This window comes from Rheinheimera gaetbuli (genome assembly GCF_054781935.1).
Map to the genome: position 1 here is coordinate 602,333 of NZ_BAAGTL010000008.1, position 19,600 is coordinate 621,932.

General features: G+C 50.0%; 21 protein-coding genes. 16 read left to right on the top strand and 5 right to left on the bottom strand.

What is annotated here, in order from left to right; translation table 11 throughout:
- Positions 1–61: 61 nt before the first annotated feature.
- The 14 genes from guaB to lepB all read left to right on the top strand — a co-directional run bounded on the left by guaB (position 62) and on the right by lepB (position 11,895).
- Positions 62–1,531, top strand: coding sequence for an IMP dehydrogenase (gene guaB / locus ACYVIC_RS09630; RefSeq protein WP_460859412.1), 1,470 nt, complete (start codon positions 62–64; stop codon positions 1,529–1,531).
- Positions 1,532–1,588: 57 nt separating this feature from the next.
- Complete coding sequence (gene guaA, locus ACYVIC_RS09635; RefSeq protein WP_460859414.1) at positions 1,589–3,166, top strand: glutamine-hydrolyzing GMP synthase; 1,578 nt, start codon at positions 1,589–1,591, stop codon at positions 3,164–3,166.
- 128 nt (positions 3,167–3,294) lie between these two features.
- Entirely contained in the window at positions 3,295–3,465 is a 171-nt protein-coding gene (locus ACYVIC_RS09640) for a DUF3012 domain-containing protein (protein ID WP_460859416.1), read from the top strand.
- Between the two features lie 102 nt (positions 3,466–3,567).
- On the top strand, positions 3,568–4,017 hold the full coding sequence (locus ACYVIC_RS09645; RefSeq protein ID WP_460859418.1) for an SRPBCC family protein: 450 nt from the start codon (positions 3,568–3,570) through the stop codon (positions 4,015–4,017).
- Between the two features lie 193 nt (positions 4,018–4,210).
- A complete protein-coding gene (gene atpD / locus ACYVIC_RS09650) occupies positions 4,211–5,695 on the top strand; it encodes a F0F1 ATP synthase subunit beta (RefSeq protein ID WP_460859420.1) in 1,485 nt (494 codons plus the stop codon).
- Positions 5,685–6,080, top strand: coding sequence for a F0F1 ATP synthase subunit epsilon (locus ACYVIC_RS09655; protein WP_460859421.1), 396 nt, complete (start codon positions 5,685–5,687; stop codon positions 6,078–6,080). Before atpD ends, ACYVIC_RS09655 begins: the two co-directional genes overlap by 11 nt.
- Before the next feature lie 18 nt (positions 6,081–6,098).
- Positions 6,099–6,494 (top strand): AtpZ/AtpI family protein, encoded by a 396-nt coding sequence (locus tag ACYVIC_RS09660; RefSeq protein WP_460859423.1) that lies wholly within the window; start codon positions 6,099–6,101, stop codon positions 6,492–6,494.
- Positions 6,478–6,813, top strand: coding sequence for an N-ATPase subunit AtpR (locus tag ACYVIC_RS09665; protein WP_460859424.1), 336 nt, complete (start codon positions 6,478–6,480; stop codon positions 6,811–6,813). The genes ACYVIC_RS09660 and ACYVIC_RS09665 overlap by 17 nt, the downstream gene beginning before the upstream one ends.
- Positions 6,779–7,483 (top strand): F0F1 ATP synthase subunit A, encoded by a 705-nt coding sequence (locus ACYVIC_RS09670; RefSeq protein WP_460859426.1) that lies wholly within the window; start codon positions 6,779–6,781, stop codon positions 7,481–7,483. Before ACYVIC_RS09665 ends, ACYVIC_RS09670 begins: the two co-directional genes overlap by 35 nt.
- A gap of 22 nt (positions 7,484–7,505) precedes the next feature.
- Positions 7,506–7,787, top strand: a complete 282-nt coding sequence (locus ACYVIC_RS09675) for a F0F1 ATP synthase subunit C (RefSeq protein ID WP_460859428.1) — start codon at positions 7,506–7,508, stop codon at positions 7,785–7,787.
- Positions 7,788–7,790: 3 nt separating this feature from the next.
- Complete coding sequence (locus ACYVIC_RS09680; protein ID WP_460859430.1) at positions 7,791–8,660, top strand: F0F1 ATP synthase subunit B family protein; 870 nt, start codon at positions 7,791–7,793, stop codon at positions 8,658–8,660.
- Positions 8,644–10,197 carry an alternate F1F0 ATPase, F1 subunit alpha gene (locus tag ACYVIC_RS09685; protein WP_460859431.1) on the top strand — a complete coding sequence of 518 codons (1,554 nt, stop codon included), beginning with the start codon at positions 8,644–8,646 and terminating at the stop codon, positions 10,195–10,197. Before ACYVIC_RS09680 ends, ACYVIC_RS09685 begins: the two co-directional genes overlap by 17 nt.
- A gap of 72 nt (positions 10,198–10,269) precedes the next feature.
- A complete protein-coding gene (locus ACYVIC_RS09690; RefSeq protein WP_460859433.1) occupies positions 10,270–11,157 on the top strand; it encodes a F0F1 ATP synthase subunit gamma in 888 nt (295 codons plus the stop codon).
- 87 nt (positions 11,158–11,244) lie between these two features.
- Entirely contained in the window at positions 11,245–11,895 is a 651-nt protein-coding gene (gene lepB, locus ACYVIC_RS09695; RefSeq protein ID WP_460859435.1) for a signal peptidase I, read from the top strand.
- A gap of 4 nt (positions 11,896–11,899) precedes the next feature.
- Here lepB and prmA read toward each other — a convergent pair whose 3' ends face one another.
- The 5 genes from prmA to ACYVIC_RS09720 form a co-directional block, all read right to left on the bottom strand.
- Positions 11,900–12,784 (bottom strand): 50S ribosomal protein L11 methyltransferase, encoded by an 885-nt coding sequence (prmA, locus tag ACYVIC_RS09700; protein WP_460859437.1) that lies wholly within the window; start codon positions 12,782–12,784, stop codon positions 11,900–11,902.
- Between the two features lie 78 nt (positions 12,785–12,862).
- On the bottom strand, positions 12,863–14,206 hold the full coding sequence (gene accC / locus ACYVIC_RS09705) for an acetyl-CoA carboxylase biotin carboxylase subunit (protein WP_460859439.1): 1,344 nt from the start codon (positions 14,204–14,206) through the stop codon (positions 12,863–12,865).
- A 16-nt stretch (positions 14,207–14,222) separates the two neighbouring features.
- Positions 14,223–14,684: an acetyl-CoA carboxylase biotin carboxyl carrier protein gene (gene accB / locus ACYVIC_RS09710; RefSeq protein ID WP_460859441.1), complete on the bottom strand. Its 462-nt coding sequence runs from the start codon at positions 14,682–14,684 to the stop codon at positions 14,223–14,225.
- Positions 14,685–14,707: 23 nt separating this feature from the next.
- Positions 14,708–15,163, bottom strand: coding sequence for a type II 3-dehydroquinate dehydratase (gene aroQ / locus ACYVIC_RS09715; protein ID WP_460859442.1), 456 nt, complete (start codon positions 15,161–15,163; stop codon positions 14,708–14,710).
- 233 nt (positions 15,164–15,396) lie between these two features.
- On the bottom strand, positions 15,397–17,172 hold the full coding sequence (locus tag ACYVIC_RS09720; protein WP_460859443.1) for a protein-disulfide reductase DsbD: 1,776 nt from the start codon (positions 17,170–17,172) through the stop codon (positions 15,397–15,399).
- Positions 17,173–17,469: 297 nt separating this feature from the next.
- Between ACYVIC_RS09720 and ACYVIC_RS09725 the strand changes: the two genes are divergently transcribed.
- Positions 17,470–17,760 carry a co-chaperone GroES gene (locus ACYVIC_RS09725; protein WP_460859445.1) on the top strand — a complete coding sequence of 97 codons (291 nt, stop codon included), beginning with the start codon at positions 17,470–17,472 and terminating at the stop codon, positions 17,758–17,760.
- A gap of 49 nt (positions 17,761–17,809) precedes the next feature.
- Positions 17,810–19,447, top strand: coding sequence for a chaperonin GroEL (gene groL / locus ACYVIC_RS09730; protein ID WP_460859447.1), 1,638 nt, complete (start codon positions 17,810–17,812; stop codon positions 19,445–19,447).
- Positions 19,448–19,600: the final 153 nt, after the last annotated feature.

Consider the following 19,600-nt stretch of genomic DNA (forward strand, 5'->3'; position numbering starts at 1 on the left):
AAAACCGTTAAAATTGCGCCGCAACATTCCCCATCTTTTCAGCCACAGCGAGATTGTTGCAATGCTCAGGATCAAACAAGAAGCCCTTACCTTTGACGACGTGTTATTGGTACCGGCGCACTCTAGTGTTCTACCTCACACAGCCGATTTACGCACCCGACTGACTAAAAGCATCACGCTGAATATTCCTATGGTTTCTGCGTCTATGGACACGGTAACTGAAGCTCGCTTAGCCATAGCGCTTGCACAGGAAGGTGGCTTAGGTTTTATTCATAAAAACATGACCATCGAAGAACAGGCCGCTAACGTTCGTAAAGTTAAAAAGTTCGAAAGTGGCGTAGTGTCAGACCCGGTAACGGTAACGCCGGATATGAGTATCCGTGAAGTGCAGGCGTTAGCGCAGCAGTGTGGCTTTTCCGGTTTTCCGGTAGTAGACGCCAGCAACAACCTGGTGGGCATGCTAACCAGTCGTGATATGAGCTTTGAAGCGAATAACAACGAGAAAGTCTCCAGCCTGATGACCCCGCGTGAGCGTTTAGTCACCGTGTTGGAAACCGCACCGCGTGAAGAAGCCTTTAAAAAGATGCACCAGCACCGCATTGAAAAAGTGTTGGTAGTTGACAGCGAATTTAAATTAAAAGGTTTAATTACTGTACGCGACTACTACAAAGCCGCCAGCAAGCCTAACGCCTGTAAAGACGAGCTAGGCCGCTTACGTGTTGGCGCAGCAGTGGGCGTGGGCCCTGGCACCGACGAGCGCATTGCTGCGCTGGTAGAGGCCGGTGTCGATATTCTGTTGATTGACACCTCACACGGCCATTCACAAGGTGTAATTGACCGCGTAAAACAAACCCGTGCCCATTACCCCGATTTACAAATTGTCGCTGGTAACGTGGCTACCGCTGAAGGTGCCAAAGCGCTGGCGGAAGCCGGTGCTAACGCGGTAAAAGTGGGCATTGGTCCGGGTTCTATTTGTACTACCCGTATTGTTACCGGTTGTGGCGTGCCGCAAATTACTGCCATTTCTGAAGCCGCGATGGGCGTAGCTGGCACGGATGTCACCATTATTGCCGACGGCGGCATTCGTTTCTCCGGTGACATCGCCAAAGCCTTAGTCGCTGGTGCTAATTTAGTGATGGTGGGTTCGATGTTTGCCGGTACGGAAGAAGCGCCGGGTGATGTTGAGCTGTATCAGGGCCGCTACTATAAGTCTTACCGTGGTATGGGCTCGTTAGGTGCAATGGCACAGCGTAACGGCTCGTCAGATCGTTATTTCCAGGGCAGCAACAACGCCGAGAAACTGGTACCGGAAGGTATTGAAGGCCGCGTGGCGTATAAAGGCCCGATGGAAAACATTATTCACCAGCAAATGGGTGGCCTGCGCAGCGCCATGGGCTTAACCGGTTGCGCGACCATTGACGAGCTGCGCACCAAGCCGGAGTTTGTCCGTGTAACCTCGGCCGGTATGGGCGAGTCGCATGTGCATGATGTGCAAATTACCAAAGAAGCGCCAAACTACCGCTTAGGCTAACTGTTTACTGTGTTATCGGCTGGCTCACCCCGGCCGCTTTACTTTTTAAAGGTCGCTATGAACAAAAACATTCATCACCACCGCATCTTAATCCTCGACTTTGGTTCGCAGTATACTCAGCTGATTGCCCGCCGCGTGCGCGAAATTGGCGTGTACTGTGAGCTGTGGGCCTGGGATGTTACCGAAGCGCAAATTCGTGACTTTAACCCCACCGGTATTATTTTATCCGGCGGCCCGGAAAGTGTGCACGAGGCTAACTCACCACGCGCGCCGCAATATGTGTTTGAAGCCGGTGTACCGGTGCTGGGCATTTGCTACGGCATGCAAACCATGGCCGAGCAATTGGGCGGCAAGGTGCAGGGGTCTGACATGCGCGAGTTTGGTTATGCCCAGGTAGAAGTAGTGGCCGCCAATGACTTGTTTGCCAAAATTGAAGACCATATTGGCAGTAGCGGCAATGCGTTGTTAGATGTGTGGATGAGCCACGGCGATAAAGTGGTGCAAATCCCGGAAGGCTTTATTACCTGTGCCAGCACCCCTACCTGCCCGCATGCCGGCATGGTAGATGAAGCACGCCAGTTCTATGGCGTGCAGTTCCACCCGGAAGTGACGCACACCCGTCAGGGCCAGCGTATGCTGGAGCACTTCGTGGTGGATATCTGTGGTTGTGACAAGCTGTGGACGCCGGCAACCATTATTGAAGACGCGATTATCCGTTTAAAGCAGCAAATTGGTGATGATCAGGTTATTTTGGGCTTGTCTGGCGGTGTTGACAGTTCAGTGGTGGCGATGTTGCTACACCGTGCTATCGGTAAAAATCTGACTTGCGTATTTGTGGATAACGGCCTGCTGCGCTTAAACGAAGGCAAGCAGGTAATGGATATGTTTGGCGACCATTTCGGCCTCAACATTATTAAAGTTGATGCCGAAGAGCGTTTCTTGTCTGCACTGGCCGGTGAGAACGATCCGGAAGCCAAGCGTAAGATCATCGGCCGGGTGTTTGTTGAAGTATTCGACGAGCAATCGCAGCTGCTGGAAAACGCCAAGTGGCTGGCGCAGGGCACCATTTATCCTGACGTTATCGAGTCAGCCGGCTCGGCTACCGGTAAAGCGCATGTGATTAAATCGCACCATAACGTTGGCGGTTTGCCAGCACATATGAAGCTGGGCTTAGTAGAGCCACTGCGCGAGCTGTTTAAAGACGAAGTGCGCAAAGTCGGTTTAGAGCTGGGCCTGCCATACGATATGCTGTACCGTCACCCGTTCCCGGGCCCGGGTTTGGGTGTGCGCGTACTGGGCGAGATCAAAAAAGAATACTGCGACATTCTGCGCCGCGCCGATGCGATCTTTATCGAAGAGCTGCACAAAGCCGAGCTGTACCACAAAGTAAGCCAGGCCTTTGCCGTGTTCCTGCCGGTAAAATCGGTTGGCGTAATGGGCGATGCGCGTAAGTACGACTGGGTAGTATCACTGCGTGCCGTAGAAACTATCGACTTTATGACAGCACACTGGGCACACCTGCCTTACGAGCTGCTGGGTAAAGTATCTAACCGTATTATCAATGAAATTAACGGTATCTCCCGCGTGGTATACGATATCAGCGGCAAACCACCGGCGACGATAGAGTGGGAATAACTTTCCAAAGCTAAATACAAAAAGGCCAGCGCAATGCTGGCCTTTTTTATAAGCGGTTTATCAAGTTGCGGTTCAGCTGGGCTCTGGCATGATAGACAGGTAATTTTAAGCTGAAGGAGTGGGTTAATATGAAAAAACTGGGGCTATTGCTGGCCTGTTGCGCCTTTTTAACCGCTTGCGCGCCTGAAGTGGGCAGCAAAGAATGGTGCGAAGCAATGAAGGAAAAGCCCAAGGGTGACTGGACGGCAAACGAAGCTGCAGATTTTGCCAAACATTGTGTGTTTAAAACTGAAGAATAAGCAGCATAGAGCCGGTGCAGTACACCGGCTTTTTTAATTGTACAACCAGTAACTTATAGCTACATTATAAGCCTGTGTTCTCATAAAAGTGCTGGGCACGATATGCGCAATGTAAAACAACTTAATTTCAGTATTGTGATTAACGCGCCGGTGCAAATGGTGTGGCAGCGGATGTTGTCTGACGTGGGTTACCGCAACTGGACCTCGGCATTTTGCGAGGGCTCGTATTTTAAAGGCAGCTGGCAGCAGGGGGAGACTATCCGGTTTTTATCGCCGTCCGGTGATGGGATGGTGGCGACTATTGCTGAGCATATACCGCTGGAGCTAATCTCGATTAAACACTTGGGGTTTATCGTGGCAGGCGTAGATGATTTTAGCAGCGATAACGTTACCAGCTGGGCGCCGGCGTTTGAGAACTACCGTTTTCGTGCGATTGAAGCCGGGACCGAACTGAATATTGAGCAAGATATCGCAGCAGAATACGAGCAATATATGCTGGAAACCTGGCCCCACGCGCTCGAAAAACTCAAGCTATTGTGCGAGCAAGGTTAAGTCGATGCTACGCCGGCTAAAGTTGGCTTTGCATGCGACTGTTTTGGTTAAGCCGTTGCCATTTTATTGGCAGTAATGTTGGCGGCAAAATAGCTAATCCCCCATTATCAGCTATTGTTTGAAGTGAACTCTTCTTATCGGCATTGATTTGTTGCCGACATCGACAATGCTCGCTAACTGGACATAGACCACCATGCCTAACAATATTGGCAGGGTAATATCGGTACGCGGCAGTGTGGTGGATATCCTGTTTATGCAGCAATTGCCACCTATTCGTACCGTTCTTCAAACGGGGGCAGACAAGCCCATATTAATTGAGGTGTTCTCACAACTGGACGCGCATCGTGTGCGGGGCATTGCCCTAACGCCTACTCAGGGGCTGGCGCGGGGCATGTTGGTGCAGGATAGCGGCGCACCTTTGCAAGCGCCGGTTGGCAAAGCTATTTTGTCGCGTATGTTTGATGTATTTGGCCAGGCTATTGACCAACAACCGCAACCCACAGGTATAAGCTGGCGTTCTGTACACAATTTGCCCCCAGCCCTGTCACAACGCGCAACGAAAACCGAAGTCTTCGAAACCGGCATTAAAGTTATTGATGTATTGATGCCGCTTGAGCGCGGCGGCAAAGCCGGCTTGTTTGGCGGTGCTGGCGTGGGCAAAACGGTGCTGTTAACCGAGATGATTCATAACATGGTGGGGCAACATGCCGGTGTCAGCATTTTTTGCGGTATTGGCGAGCGTTGCCGCGAAGGCGAAGAGCTGTACCGTGAAATGAAAGCTGCCGGTGTGCTGGACAACATGGTTATGCTGTTTGGCCAGATGAATGAACCGCCGGGGGCCCGCTTTCGGGTTGGGCATGCAGCGCTGACCATGGCCGAGTATTTTCGTGATGATGAACACCGCGATGTGCTGTTATTGGTAGACAATATCTTTCGGTTTATTCAGGCGGGTATGGAAGTCTCCGGTTTAATGGGCCAGATGCCGGCACGGCTGGGCTATCAGCCGACGATGGGTACAGAGTTATCGCAACTTGAAGAGCGTATTGCCAACACAGGCAGCGGTGCCATTACGTCAATTCAGGCTGTGTACGTGCCAGCCGACGACCTGACCGACCCCGCCGCGGTACATACCTTTTCGCATCTTTCTGCTTCTATAGTGTTGTCACGTAAGCGCGCCAGTGAAGGGCTGTATCCGGCTATCGATCCGTTGCAGTCCAGCTCGAAAATGGCTACGCCGGGGGTGATTGGCCAGCGCCATTATGATTTAGCTCAGCGCATACGCAGCACCCTGGCTCACTATGCCGAACTTAAAGACATTATTGCAATGTTAGGTATGGAGCAGTTATCGCCGGAAGATCACAATGTTGTAGGCCGCGCCCGCAGATTAGAGCGCTTTTTAACCCAGCCTTTTTTTACCACTGAGCAGTTTACCGGTATGTCGGGCAAGCTGGTTAGCCTTAACGATGCACTGGATGGCTGCGAGCGGATTTTGCAGGATGAGTTTAATGATTATCCGGAAAACGCACTATATATGATTGGCGCCATAGACGAGGCGAGGAATAACGCCCCCGACAAAGCCGGTGACAACAGTGCAGGCAACGCTGCGGATAACAGCGGCGATAGCGCTAACGTATTGCCAAACGCGGAGGTGCAGGATGCCGGCATACATGAGACTTAACATTTTGTTGCCCTATAAGGTATTTGCGCAGCAGCAACAGGTAAAAAGTATTGTTGCGATGACGCATGACGGTGCTATAGGTATTTTGCCACACCGGCTGGATTGTGTGGCTGCGTTGTCGGCCGGCATTCTGGCATTTGTGGTTGAAGGTAAAGAAGAGGCTTATGTCGCAGTTGATGAAGGGATACTGGTTAAAACCGGCTTTGAGGTATTGGTTTCTGTGCGCAATGCCATGGCGGGTATGGCGCTGGACAAGCTGCGCGAGGCGTTGGAGCAAGAGTTTATTCAGTTGGATGCGCAGGAGAAAAAAGTGCGCGCAGTGCTGGCCAAAATGGAGGGCGGTTTAATTCGCCGGTTTGCCGCTTTTGAGCAGACAAAACCTTAATTTGAACAAGAGCTTGTGATGAACAACAGCACAGAACCCAAGCCTGGCAGCGCTAAAACAGAAAGCGGCAAAACAACGCAGGCGCAAGCGGATATGCCGCAGGGGCATAACAAAGATTTTAGCCAAAAAGTCGGCAGTGTCGCGGCGCGTAAATTGCGGGCGCAGCAAAGCGTTACGAAAAATGTTTGGTCTGGCTTGGGGATGATGGGGCTTATTGGCTGGTCAATAGTGGTGCCAACCTTACTGGGGGCGGCAATTGGCATATGGTTGGATAAGCGTTATCCGTCAGCGCAGTCCTGGACGTTAATGCTGTTGGTCGCGGGTCTGTGTTTGGGCTGCTTTAATGCCTGGCGCTGGGTAGAGAAAGAAGACAAAGACATTCATCAGCACGGAGACAATGACGATGGTGATTGACGATATAAGCATTGCAGCTGTTTACGCATTGCTGGGTTTGGCGGCGGGGGCGGTACTTGGTGCGGGTTACTTTGCCGGCCTGTGGTGGACAGTGCGTCAGCTTGGCAGCAGTAATTACCCCGGTTTGATGTGTTGCAGCAGTCTGTTAATCAGAGTTGGCACGGTTATGCTGGGCTTTTACTTGTTGCTGCTGATAAGCCTGTACAGCGCGGCACTGGCACTGCCGGGGTTTGTTTTGGCGCGCCTTTTTGCTATCCGTGTTGTTCAGCGCACAGAGCAGCCAGATGCAACCATACACAATAGTCGTTATGCGCCTTAGTCCTGATCAAATTATTTTTTGGCAAATGGGTTTTGTTAAACTTAACGCCACTATTGTGTTTAGCTGGCTGGTAATACTGATCCTGGTGCTGGGGTCCTGGTTGGTCACGCGCAAGTTGTCGACAGACTTGCAGCGCTCGCGTTGGCAAAATGTGCTGGAAGTGGTGGTGCTCAGTATCAGCAAGCAAATTGAAGACGTAGGCCTTAGCCAACCAGAGAAATATCTTAGTTTTCTCGGCTCGTTGTTCTTATTTATTGCTATCTCGGCGCTGGGCACGATGTTTCCTGGTTTTGAACCACCTACCGGTTCACTGTCCAGCACAGTTGCGTTGGCATTATGCGTATTTGTCGCAGTGCCGGTGTTTGGCATTGCTCAACAAGGTATCGGCGCCTACCTGTATTCGTATACCCAACCCACTTTTATTATGTTGCCGTTTAATATTATCAGTGAAGTGTCCCGCACGCTGGCGCTGGCGGTGCGCTTATTTGGCAACATGATGAGCGGAGCGATGATCATTGGCATATTACTCAGCATTACGCCGTTTTTGTTTCCTATAGTACTAACATTGCTGGGCTTGCTAACCGGCATAGTGCAGGCCTATATCTTTTTTATTCTGGCCACGGTGTATATCGCGGCAGCGACCCGGTCGCGAAAGCCTGCGCAGGTTTAGCAGCACTATTTAAGGAGCTTATATGGACAGCATGACAATTATTGCAGTGGTATCCATTATCACTGCCGGTATTACCATCGCCATCGGCGTTATCGGGCCTTCGCTTGGTGAAGGTAAGGCGGTGGCTGTTGCGCTGTCATCACTGGCCCAGCAACCCGATGCATCGGCGACAATTACCCGCACCTTGTTTGTGGGGCTGGCGATGATTGAATCTACGGCGATTTACTGCTTTGTGGTGTCAATGATTTTGCTGTTTGCTAATCCGTTTTGGAATTACGTCATTGCTCAGGCAAGTGGGAACTAAACCATGTTAATTGACTGGTTTACCGTGGGTGCGCAGCTGATCAACTTCTTGCTGCTGGCGTGGCTGCTTAAGCGCTTTTTATACCGGCCCATTTTAGATGCCATTGACGCGCGTGAAAAACGCATTGCCGACGAGCTCGCCAGCGCGGATGCTAAAAAGCAGGCGGCTGAGCAGCTACTTAAGCAATATCAGCAAAAGAATACCGCTTTTGAACAGCAAAAATCAGCCCGTTTGCATCAGTTGGAACAAGATACTAAAGCTGACCGGGCGCGCATGCTGGATGATGTCAGAGCGCAAGCCAGTGCGTTAAAGCAAAACCTGGCGCAGGCTCTGGAAAACGAGCAACGTAGTTTGCAGCAGCAGCTTGGTGATTATGTAAAAGATGAAGTGTTTGCTATTGCCCGCAAGGCGCTAAGCGAGCTTGCCGATACCACGTTGGAGGCGCAAATAACCGCGTTGTTTATTGCGCGTTTGCGCTCACTTACCCAGCAGGAAAAAGCCACGCTAAAAGCCGGCTTGACGGCAACCGGTCACAGCTTGCAGGTGCGCTCCACCTTTGCGTTGCCAGAACAGCAGCGCGCACTTATTACTGCAGCTTGCCACGACATTCTTGGTGATACGTTTGTTACTGAGTTTACACAAGATGCAGAATTAACCAGCGGCTTAGAAATTAGCGCCAATGGCCAAAAAATAGCATGGAGTATTGCCGGTTATCTTGCGGCACTGGCCAAAGATGTTAACGATATACTTAAGCCCGAGCAGACTAAACCGGCAGGTAATGAAGTTGACTCCAGGGTGGACTCTGACACGACGGCAGTGGCGGTTTGTGCACCACTTCCGGTAATACAGGATAGCAATGAAAGCTGCAACTAAGGTGCTGCAAACACTATACAGCGACACCTTTGCCGGTTTGCAGCAGGCAAGGCAGTCGTTTGTACCGCAACTGCAGTTGCATGAAGTGGGTCACATTATCAGTATTGCTACCGGCATTGCTAAAGTGTCTGGCTTGCCGGGCGTTGGCTTTGAAGAGTTGCTGCGCTTTGCCGGTGATATTTATGGTATTGCTTTTAATATAGATGAAACCGAAATTGGCGTGGTACTGCTAGGTGATTATTGGCACTTACAGGCCGGTGATAAGGTTGAGCGCTGTGGCCACCTGGTTGATGTGCCGGTGGGCGATAGTTTGATTGGCCGGGTGATTAACCCGATGGGCCAACCGCTGGACGACAAAGGCCGTTTAGTGGCAACGCAGCGACTGCCGGTAGAGCGCGATTCACCCGCCATTATGGCCCGGGCGCCGGTGAGTGTGCCGTTACAAACCGGTATTAAAGTAATAGATGCATTGATCCCCGTAGGCCGCGGCCAGCGCGAATTAATTCTCGGCGACCGGCAAACCGGCAAAACCGCCATCGCGGTGGATGCCATACTTAATCAGCGTGGGCAAAATGTGTTGTGTGTGTATTGTGCTATTGGTCAGCGTGCTTCGGGTGTAGCGAAGGTCATTGCCAGGCTAAAAGAGCACGGTGCCTTACAGTACACCGTAGTAGTGGTAACCGAAGGTAATGACCCGCCTGGTCTTGCCTATATTGCACCTTATGCCGCTACCAGCATTGCCGAGTACTTTATGCAGCAGGGCAGGGATGTATTAATTGTTTATGACGACCTTACTCATCATGCCAGAGCTTATCGTGAGCTGTCGCTGTTATTGCGCCGCCCACCCGGGCGAGAGGCTTTTCCGGGCGATATTTTTTATCTGCATTCGCGCTTGTTAGAGCGGGCCACCCATTTAAGTGCTGAGCTCGGTGGTGGCTCGTTAACGGCACTGCCGATTATTGAAACCGAAGCCGGGGATATTTCGGCCTATATTCCAACCAACCTTATTTCTATTACTGACGGGCAAATTTACCTGTCGCCCACCCTGTTTGAACTAGGAGTGTTGCCAGCAGTTGATGTCGGTAAATCGGTGTCGCGTGTCGGCGGTAAAGCACAGCGTGCAGCTTACCGTGCGGTGGCGGCTAATCTGAAGTTGGCGTATGCACAATTTGAAGAGTTGGAAAGTTTTTCCCGTTTTGGCGCCAGGTTAGATGAGCGCACCTTGAAAACGATTGAGCATGGCAGGCGCATCCGGGCGTGTTTAAAGCAGGCTGAATTTAGTCCGGTATCCATGCAGGGACAAATCTGCATATTGCTGGCTTTAAGCGAAAAACTGTTTAATGACATACCGTTAGCCAATATGTCTGCTGCTGAGCACGCTATTCGTCAGGCGGCAGCAACGCTACCTGATATGCTGGTTACGCGACTACAGAGTGCAGATAAATTAGCCGCGGCAGACCGCACTGCACTGCTGCAACTGGCCCGCGATGCAATAACGCCCTTTGTGGTGGCCAATAGCGCTGGCGCTGCACAATGATGCTTTTGCCAGGCAAAATCCAGCTACGGCGTAGCGCAGTAGTGCTGCAGTGGGCAAGCTATTGGGAGAGCTATGACTGACAGTATTGCCAGCTTGCGACACAAAATTGCCAGTGCAGCTGAGTTGCAGTCGGTGGTGCGCACGATGAAAGCCATGGCAGCATCAAGTATCGGCCAATATGAGCATGCGGTTCGCGCGCTGGACAAATATTACGACACAGTGCAACTGGGGTTGGTGGCTTGCTTTGCACAGCAACCGTTATCAGTTGTTACGGCGCTGCAGCCGCAGCAACAACAGCATGCTAAAGCCGCTACAGGTGTTATTGTATTTGGTTCTGATCAGGGGCTGGTAGGGCAATTTAACGAGGCTATGGTTGAGTTTGTCGCCAAAACACTGACCTCTTTGCCGGGAGAGAAAGTCGTTTGGGCAGTAGGGGAGCGTTTACTATCGCGTTTAAAAGAAGCAAAACTGTCGCCCACGGCGGATTTTTTTTTACCTGGTGCCATCAATGCCATTACTGCACTGGTTGGCCAAATATTGACAGAAGTAGACACGCAGCGCGAGCAAGGCAATATAGGCAAGGTGTTGCTGTTTCACCATCGTCCGCAGCCCGGTTCTGTTTATACTGCGGTAAGTCAGCAACTGTTGCCTCTCGATCTTGTCTGGCAACAGGGCTTGGCAGGCACGTCATGGCCGGGGAAAAACCTGCCTGAAGTGGTGTATAGCCAGCAGCGAACCCTCAAAGCGTTGGTGCGTGAGTACCTGTTTGTCAGCCTGTACAGGGCTTGCGCAGAGTCGCTAGCCAGTGAAAACGCCAGCCGCTTGGTGGCGATGCAGCGGGCAGAAAAAAACATCGATGAGCTGCAGCAAAATCTTAATCTAACGTTTCAACGCTTGCGCCAGGGCGGTATCGACGAAGAGCTGTTTGATGTGCTTTCGGGCTTTGAAGCCCTGCGTTAGCCAGTTAAATACAGCAGCCGGATGTTGGCAGTGGAACCCAATGCTGATGCTATGGTCTTAGCGAATGTTAACTTAACGGAGTAAGGCATGAGAAAACTATATCAATTATGGCGGGATAACTGCGGTATTATCGTATTTTTGGCTTTAATGTTTGTATTCAGAAGCGCAGTAGCCGACTGGAACGACGTACCTTCTGGCTCGATGCAGCCTACTATTCAAATTGGCGATCGTCTTTTGGTGAATAAAATGGCCTACGATCTTCGCGTACCTTTTACCACTAAATCGTTAATTAAACGGGCAGATCCTGTGCGTGGGGATATTATTATTTTTATGTCTGCCGCGGCAGACAACCGCCTTGTTAAACGGGTTGTTGGTGTACCCGGTGATGTGATCGCTATGCATAATAATGTGCTTAGCATCAACGGCAAGCGCTTAGATTATTTAGCACAAACTGCAGATGGTGACGATGCTATGGTGTTAACCGAACAGTTGGACAGCATTGCGCATCAGGTAAAGTTAGCATCTTACTCCAGTGGACGTGACAGCTTTAATGCGGTAACCGTACCAAACAACCATTATCTGGTATTAGGTGACAACCGCGACAATAGCGCAGATTCGAGGGTAATTGGTTTTGTACCCCGCAACGAAATTGTAGGCAGGGCCAGCACGGTGCTGTTTTCGCTGGATTACGATAACTACTATTTACCGCGCAGCGAGCGTTTTCTCGCTGCGTTGTAAATTGTTAGCTGTGTTTGCGTGCGCTTAAGCGAACCCACTCATCTTGAACAGCGACGGCGTCAAAGCTGAATTCGTCGCTGTAAGCGTCAATTACGCTTTGCGCTTGGCTTTCTAAAATACCTGATAACGCCAATTGGCCGCCCGGTTTTACATAACTGCTGATTACGGCTTTTAACTCGGCCAGCGGGCCGGCGAGGATATTGGCAACCACCACGTCGGCCTGAAAATCTTTTGGCTGATCTTTGGGCAGGTATAGCTCAATCTGGCCTTCGACATTATTACGCTTCGCATTAGCAAGACTGGCCTCTATTGCTTGCGGGTCTATATCGACACCAATTACGCGTCGTGCCCCAAGTTTCAGTGCAGCGATACCCAAAATGCCTGAGCCACAGCCAAAATCGACCACGCTTTGCTCCGGTTTGATAGTAGCATCTAACCACTGCATACATAGCGCCGTAGTAGGGTGGGTACCGGTACCAAAGGCTAAACCCGGGTCCAGCATCACATTAACTGCGCTTGGGTCTGGAATGTCTCGCCAGCTTGGGCATACCCATAAACGCTCGCCAAACCTAATCGGATGGAAATTATCCATCCATTCGCGTTCCCAGTCCTTATCTTCAAGTTGCTCTAACTTGTAGTCGGCTGCGCCCTTAAAAAACGACACTTGCTGCAGCTGCTTTACCACTTTGTCCATAGGGTGCTCTGCGTCAAACAGGCCCACCACCACGGTATTGGTCCAGTAGATAACTTCGCCTGGCATCGGCTCATATATCGGGGTGTCTTGCGCATCGAGAAAGCTTACTGCCTGTGCGCCCCAGCCCATCAGCATATCGCTGACTTGCTCGGCTTTTTCTTCAGTGGTGCTAACGCGCAGTTGGATCCAGGGCATAATCAGTCTCGCTTAAAAAATTTGCCGCATTATAGCAAAAAGGCCGCAAAAGCGGCCTTTAATCTGTAGCATGCTGTATTACTTAATACCCAACTTATGTTCCAGGTAGTGGATATTAGTACCACCTTTACAGAAGCCTTCGTCGCGCATAATGTCTTTGTGCAGCGGGATGTTGGTTTTAATGCCTTCTACCAGCAATTCGTCCAACGCGTTACGCATGCGGGCGATGGCGATATCGCGCGTTTCACCATAAGTGATCAGCTTGCCTACCATAGAGTCATAGTTTGGTGGCACGCTGTAATCAGCGTAGATATGCGAATCCCAGCGAATACCGTTACCACCCGGCGGATGGAAGCGGGTGATCTTGCCCGGTGAAGGCATAAAGGTTTTCGGATCTTCAGCATTAATACGGCACTCTACCGCATGGCCGCGAATAACAATATCTTCCTGCTTCAATGTCAGCGGCATGCCGGAGGCAATACGCAACTGCTCTTTGATCAGGTCGACGCCGCTGATCATTTCAGTTACCGGGTGCTCTACCTGAATACGAGTGTTCATTTCGATAAAGAAAAACTCACCGTTTTCAAACAGAAACTCAAAGGTACCGGCGCCGCGATAATTCATTACCTTACAGGCATCCACACAGCGACCACCGATAAAAGCGCGTAATTCTGGCGTAATACCTGGCGCTGGCGCTTCTTCAACGACTTTTTGGTGACGGCGCTGCATGGAACAGTCACGCTCACCTAAATGGATGGCATTGCCCTGACCATCGGCTAGAACCTGAATTTCGATGTGACGCGGGTTTTCCAGGAATTTCTCCATGTATACCATGTCATTACCAAAAGCCGCTTTTGCTTCAGCTTTGGTCATCTCGACAGAGCTAACCAGTTCTTCTTCTGTGCGCACCACGCGCATGCCACGGCCACCGCCGCCGCCAGCAGCTTTAACGATAATCGGATAACCGATACGCTTAGCAATGGCTTTATTGGTATCGGCGTCATCACCTACGGCACCGTCAGAGCCCGGTACACAAGGCACACCGGCTTTTTTCATCGCCTCAATAGCTGAAACCTTATCGCCCATTAAACGGATAGAATCCGGGTGCGGGCCAATAAATACCAGGCCGCTTTCTTCTACCTGTTGGGCAAAGTCGGCACGCTCGGCTAAAAAGCCGTAACCCGGGTGAATAGCCTGGGCATTGGTCACTTCAGCGGCGGCAATTAGCGCCGGAATATTTAAGTAACTTTGCGGTGAGGGTGCCGGGCCAATACAAATGGTTTCGTCGGCCAGTAGCACATGTTTTAAATTACGATCAACGGTGGAGTGCACCGCCACCGTTTTAATACCCAGCTCTTTGCAGGCACGCAGGATGCGCAGTGCAATTTCGCCGCGGTTGGCAATCAGTACTTTTTCTAGCATCAGTATGCCTTTTGCGTTATTCAATCACGAACAGAGGCTGGTCAAATTCGATTGCGTCGCCATTCTCTGCCAGAATTTCTTTCACCACACCCGCCTTGTCAGACTGGATCTGGTTCATCATTTTCATTGCTTCAACAATACACAAGGTATCGCCAACTTTTACGCTTTGGCCTACTTCAACAAAAGCTTTGGCGGTAGGTGATGCTGCGCGGTAGAACGAGCCGACCATCGGTGATTTTACCACGTGACCTGAAATGGCTTTTGGTGCATCTACCGCTGGTGCTGCTGCCGCGGGTGCTGCAGCGGGCGCCTGAGCGTATTGCTGTGGTGCCGGCGCATAATGCTGCATAGGTGCGTATTGCGGTGTTGGGCCATTACGGCTGATGCGCACAGATTCTTCGCCTTCAGTGATCTCAAGCTCAGAAATACCTGATTCTTCTAACAGCTCGATCAATTTTTTAATCTTTCTAATATCCATGTCTTTTTAGCCTGATTTAGTTATTACTGTTTGGTTGTTTGTAACGCTGCTACCGCCGCATCGAGAGCGTAGTGATAACCTCTGGCCCCCAGACCACAGATCACCCCTTTGGCGATATCAGATAAATACGAGTGACGGCGAAAATTTTCGCGCGCATGTACATTAGATAAATGCACTTCAATAAAAGGTATGGCTACCGCCAGCAACGCGTCACGAATGGCTACGCTGGTATGGGTAAATGCTGCAGGATTAATCAGAATATAATCCTGTTTGCCCAGGCTTTGTTGAATAGCAGTCACCAGCTCATGTTCGGCGTTTGATTGTAAGTGCGTTAGTTCGACACCTTTTGCCGCTGCCTGTTCCGTCAGGTCGGTAATAATGTTATCTAGCGTGGCTGCGCCATACACGGCTGGTTCACGTACACCCAACATATTCAGGTTGGGGCCATTCAAGACTAAAATTCGATAAGTTGCCGCCATTTGTGCGTTATTCCCGCTAATTGTTTTGATCCGGCACTATCTTGCCAAAGCTAAGCGGTAATTGCATCTGTTTGACTAAAATCTGTCCACAACAGCGCAATTGGCTTAACGATAGCGCCTTATTATAGTGAAATCGTGACAAATGGCAGCAAAATACTGGTCTTATCAGCCAGAACTCAGGTGGCAGTAGGCGGCGCTGTCAGAAAGCGCCACCGTGCTAAGTATATTGCGGGCTATTGTTGCAGCTGTTTCAGGTGGGCAGCAAAATCGCTGGCATTCATAAAGCCGGTTACCCGGGCACTGCTTAGTTCTTCACCTTGAGGGCTGAAAAACAATAATGTGGGTAGACCTAGCACCTGATAATTGTCCAGTAGCGCCTGATCTGTGCGCGTCATTTTCGTTACATCGACTTTAATCAACTGCATGTTTTGCATTTGCGCCTGCACTTCGGCTTTGGGAAACGTCAGGTGTTCGAACTCTTTGCAGGCAATGCACCACTCCGCATAGAGGTCGACCAAGGTGAACCTGCCACTGCTGTCGGCAATTTTCTGTTTAAGCTCATCCAGGGTACTTACTAACTCAAATCCTTGTTGTTGTGTTACGCCCGCTACTGTTGCTACAGGCGCCGGCCACCAGTAGCGGAGATTAAGCATAATGGCGCCAATCAGCAGTATCTGGCCGACAATTAACACGCTAGCTTTAGCGGTGGCGCTTTGCAGACTAAACAGGGTGCGGTAAAGGTAAACCACAAAACACAATAGCAACACAGTTCCTGCTGCCAGCACATAACTAAATGGCAGCATACGCTCGAGTAAGACAAGCGGTACTGCTAACAACAAGAAGCCAAAAGTGGTTTTTACAGCATTCATCCAGTTACCTGCCTTGGGCAGTAATTTACCGCCAGAGCTACCCAGCAGCAGCAGTGGCAGGCCCATGCCCAAGCTAAGAATATATAAGGTGATAGCACCAAGCAGTAAATCGCCGCTTTGAGCGACATACAGTAGCGCCGCCGATAATGGTGCGGTTGTGCAAGGCGAAGCTATCAGGCCGGATAATGCGCCCATGGTAAACGCGCCTTTGAGCGAGCCACCTTGCTGCTTATTACTCACACTGCTGATTTTTTCCTGCCAGCGTGACGGCAGGTTAAGATTAAATACGCCAAACATCGCCAATGCCAGCAGCACAAAAATCACACTTGCTACAATCAATACGGCCGGGTGCTGCATATAACCCTGAAATTTCACCCCCAGGCTGGCAACGACTAAGCCAAGTAGTGAATAGGTAATTGCCATACCCTGCACATAAGAAAACGATAGCGTAAAGGCGCGCTTGGTGGACAGCTGCTTACCCTGGCCGACAATAATGCTGGTTAAAATTGGGTACATGGGAAACACGCAAGGCGTAAACGCCAGGCCCAAGCCCAGTAAAAAGAAGCCGGCAAGTGTGGCTAAACTGGCACCATCGCTGAGCTTCGCTGCCAGCGTATTCTGGCTTGATACTGGTGTATTACTACTATTTGCAACATCACCGTTTGCAGCAGGCGTTGCCGGGCTGTCGACTTTAAAGGGCAATAACGGCAGCTCTTTGGTTACCGGTGGGTAACACAGGCCCGCCTCGGCGCAACCCATATACTGAATTTTAAATATGGCATCTTCACTGACATCGGTTAATGGAATGCGCAAGATTAGCTGATGAAAATAGACATCTGTAACGCCAAAAAACTCATCCTCAATTGTCATGCTGGCCGGATAAACAGGATGCGAAAAACTAACGGCAATGCCGCCAAGCTTAATTTTGTCTTTATACAAATAGTAGCCGTCAGCAATAGTCCAACTGACAACCAGCTCGTTGTCACGCTGGAGAAAATCAAACGTAAATGCTTGCTCGACCGGCAAAAACTGGTCATCTGCTTTTAATAAGCTATTGAGTATGGAGCTTTGCTGGGCTTGCAGTGAGGGTGCAAACAGGGAAAAGCAAAGTAGTAACGGTAACAAAAACACTTTAAACATCAGGTTATACTTCCTTAAAAACACCGTGGCGTTGTAATGGCATTAAACTAACATGACTGTGCTATACGGCGATAGCGTGCGGCTGGTTTTTGCTATATGACCAGAGACACCGCGCAGCGTTACAGACCCGTGCCAGATGCTGTCTATTTCACTCAGGCATAAAATAGACGCTGAAGCTTAAGCACATATTAAGAAATTTTCAGTTTGCCCCTTGGATTTTTTTCTGCCTTACCCCATATATCGACCAGACAATTTAACACCCATGTTAAAACACAAAATAGCTTTAGGAGATAGAGCATGAATATTCGTCCATTACATGATCGTGTCATCATTAAACGTTTAGAAGCTGAGAGCAAATCAGCTGGTGGCATCGTCTTAACGGGCGCTTCAGCGGAAAAATCTACCCGTGGTGAAGTAGTCGCAGTAGGCCAGGGCCGTGTTTTAGATAACGGTGATGTTAAGCCGTTAGACGTGAAAGTTGGCGACAAGGTACTGTTTGGTGCTTACGTAGAGCGCACTGAGAAAATTGACGGTCAGGAATATGTAATCACTAAAGAAGACAATATCTTAGGCGTTATTCTGGATTAATTCTCCGGTAAACCTTTCCCCGATTAACAGAATTTAAGGATTAAGAAAAATGGCTGCAAAAGACGTACGTTTTGGCGATGAAGCCCGTAACAAGATGCTCAAAGGCGTCAATATTTTAGCAAACGCTGTACGCGTAACCTTAGGCCCGAAAGGCCGTAACGTGATTCTGGACAAGTCGTTCGGTGCACCGTTGATCACTAAAGATGGTGTATCGGTAGCGAAGGAAATTGAACTGGAAGACAAGTTCGAAAACATGGGCGCGCAAATGGTGAAAGAGGTTGCCTCTAAAGCCAATGACGAAGCCGGTGACGGTACTACTACCGCAACAGTACTAGCGCAAAACATCATCAACGAAGGTGTAAAAGCGGTTGCGGCTGGCATGAACCCAATGGACTTAAAGCGCGGTATCGACAAAGCGGTTGTTGCTGCGGTTGCTGAGCTGAAATTATTGTCACAGCCTTGTGCTGATACTAAAGCCATTGCCCAGGTTGGCACTATCTCTGCTAACTCTGATGACGAAATTGGCCAAATCATTGCCAGCGCCATGGATAAAGTGGGCAAAGAAGGCGTAATTACCGTTGAAGAAGGCCAGGGCTTAGCCAACGAGCTGGATGTGGTTGAAGGTATGCAGTTTGACCGTGGTTATTTATCACCGTATTTCATCAACAATCAGGAAGCCGGTCAGGTAGAACTGGATAACCCGTACATTCTGACCGTAGACAAGAAAATCACTAACATTCGTGAACTGTTACCGGTACTGGAAGGCGTAGCAAAATCTGGTAAACCGTTGCTGATTATCGCTGAAGACGTAGAAGGCGAAGCCTTAGCTACCTTAGTAGTGAACAATATGCGCGGCATCGTGAAAATCTCTGCGGTCAAAGCGCCAGGCTTTGGCGACCGTCGCAAAGCCATGTTACAGGATATCGCTACGTTAACAGGTGGTACTGTAATTTCTGAAGAAATCGGTATGGAGCTGGAAAAGGCTGGCCTGGAAGAATTAGGTACTGCCAAGCGAGTGGTTATCACCAAAGATAACACCACTATTATCGATGGTGCTGGCGAGCAGGCGGCTATTGATGGCCGCGTGAAGCAAATTCGTCAGCAGATGGAAGAAGCCACCTCAGATTACGACAAAGAAAAACTGCAAGAGCGTCTGGCCAAGCTGGCTGGCGGTGTTGCGGTAATCAAAGTTGGCGCTTCTACTGAAATTGAAATGAAAGAGAAAAAAGCCCGTGTTGAAGATGCTCTGCATGCAACCCGTGCAGCGGTAGAAGAAGGCGTGGTGCCTGGCGGTGGTGTAGCACTGGTACGTGTTGCTGCCAAGCTGGTTGACCTGCGTGGTATTAACGAAGATCAGAACCACGGTATTAAAATTGCACTACGCGCGATGGAATCTCCGCTGCGTCAAATCGTTGATAACGCCGGTGAAGAGCCGTCAGTTGTAGTAAACAACGTCAAAGCGGGCAATGGTAACTACGGTTACAATGCAGCGACCGGTGTATACGGCGATATGTTGGAAATGGGTATTCTGGACCCAACCAAAGTAACCCGTTCAGCACTGCAGTTCGCAGCGTCTGTAGGTTCACTGATGATTACTACTGAAGCGATGGTAACAGAGTTGCCGAAGAACGATGCTCCTGCAATGCCTGATATGGGCGGCATGGGTGGTATGGGCGGCATGATGTAGTCGCAATGTAAGTAATTACTTACTATAAAACCCCGGCTTTAAGCCGGGGTTTTGCTTTCTGGCGTAAGTAGATATTACATTACTGGCTACATTTTTATACAAAACAGTTCAGCTAACACTCATGTAATAGCGCTATAGTTAGCCTGGTAACTA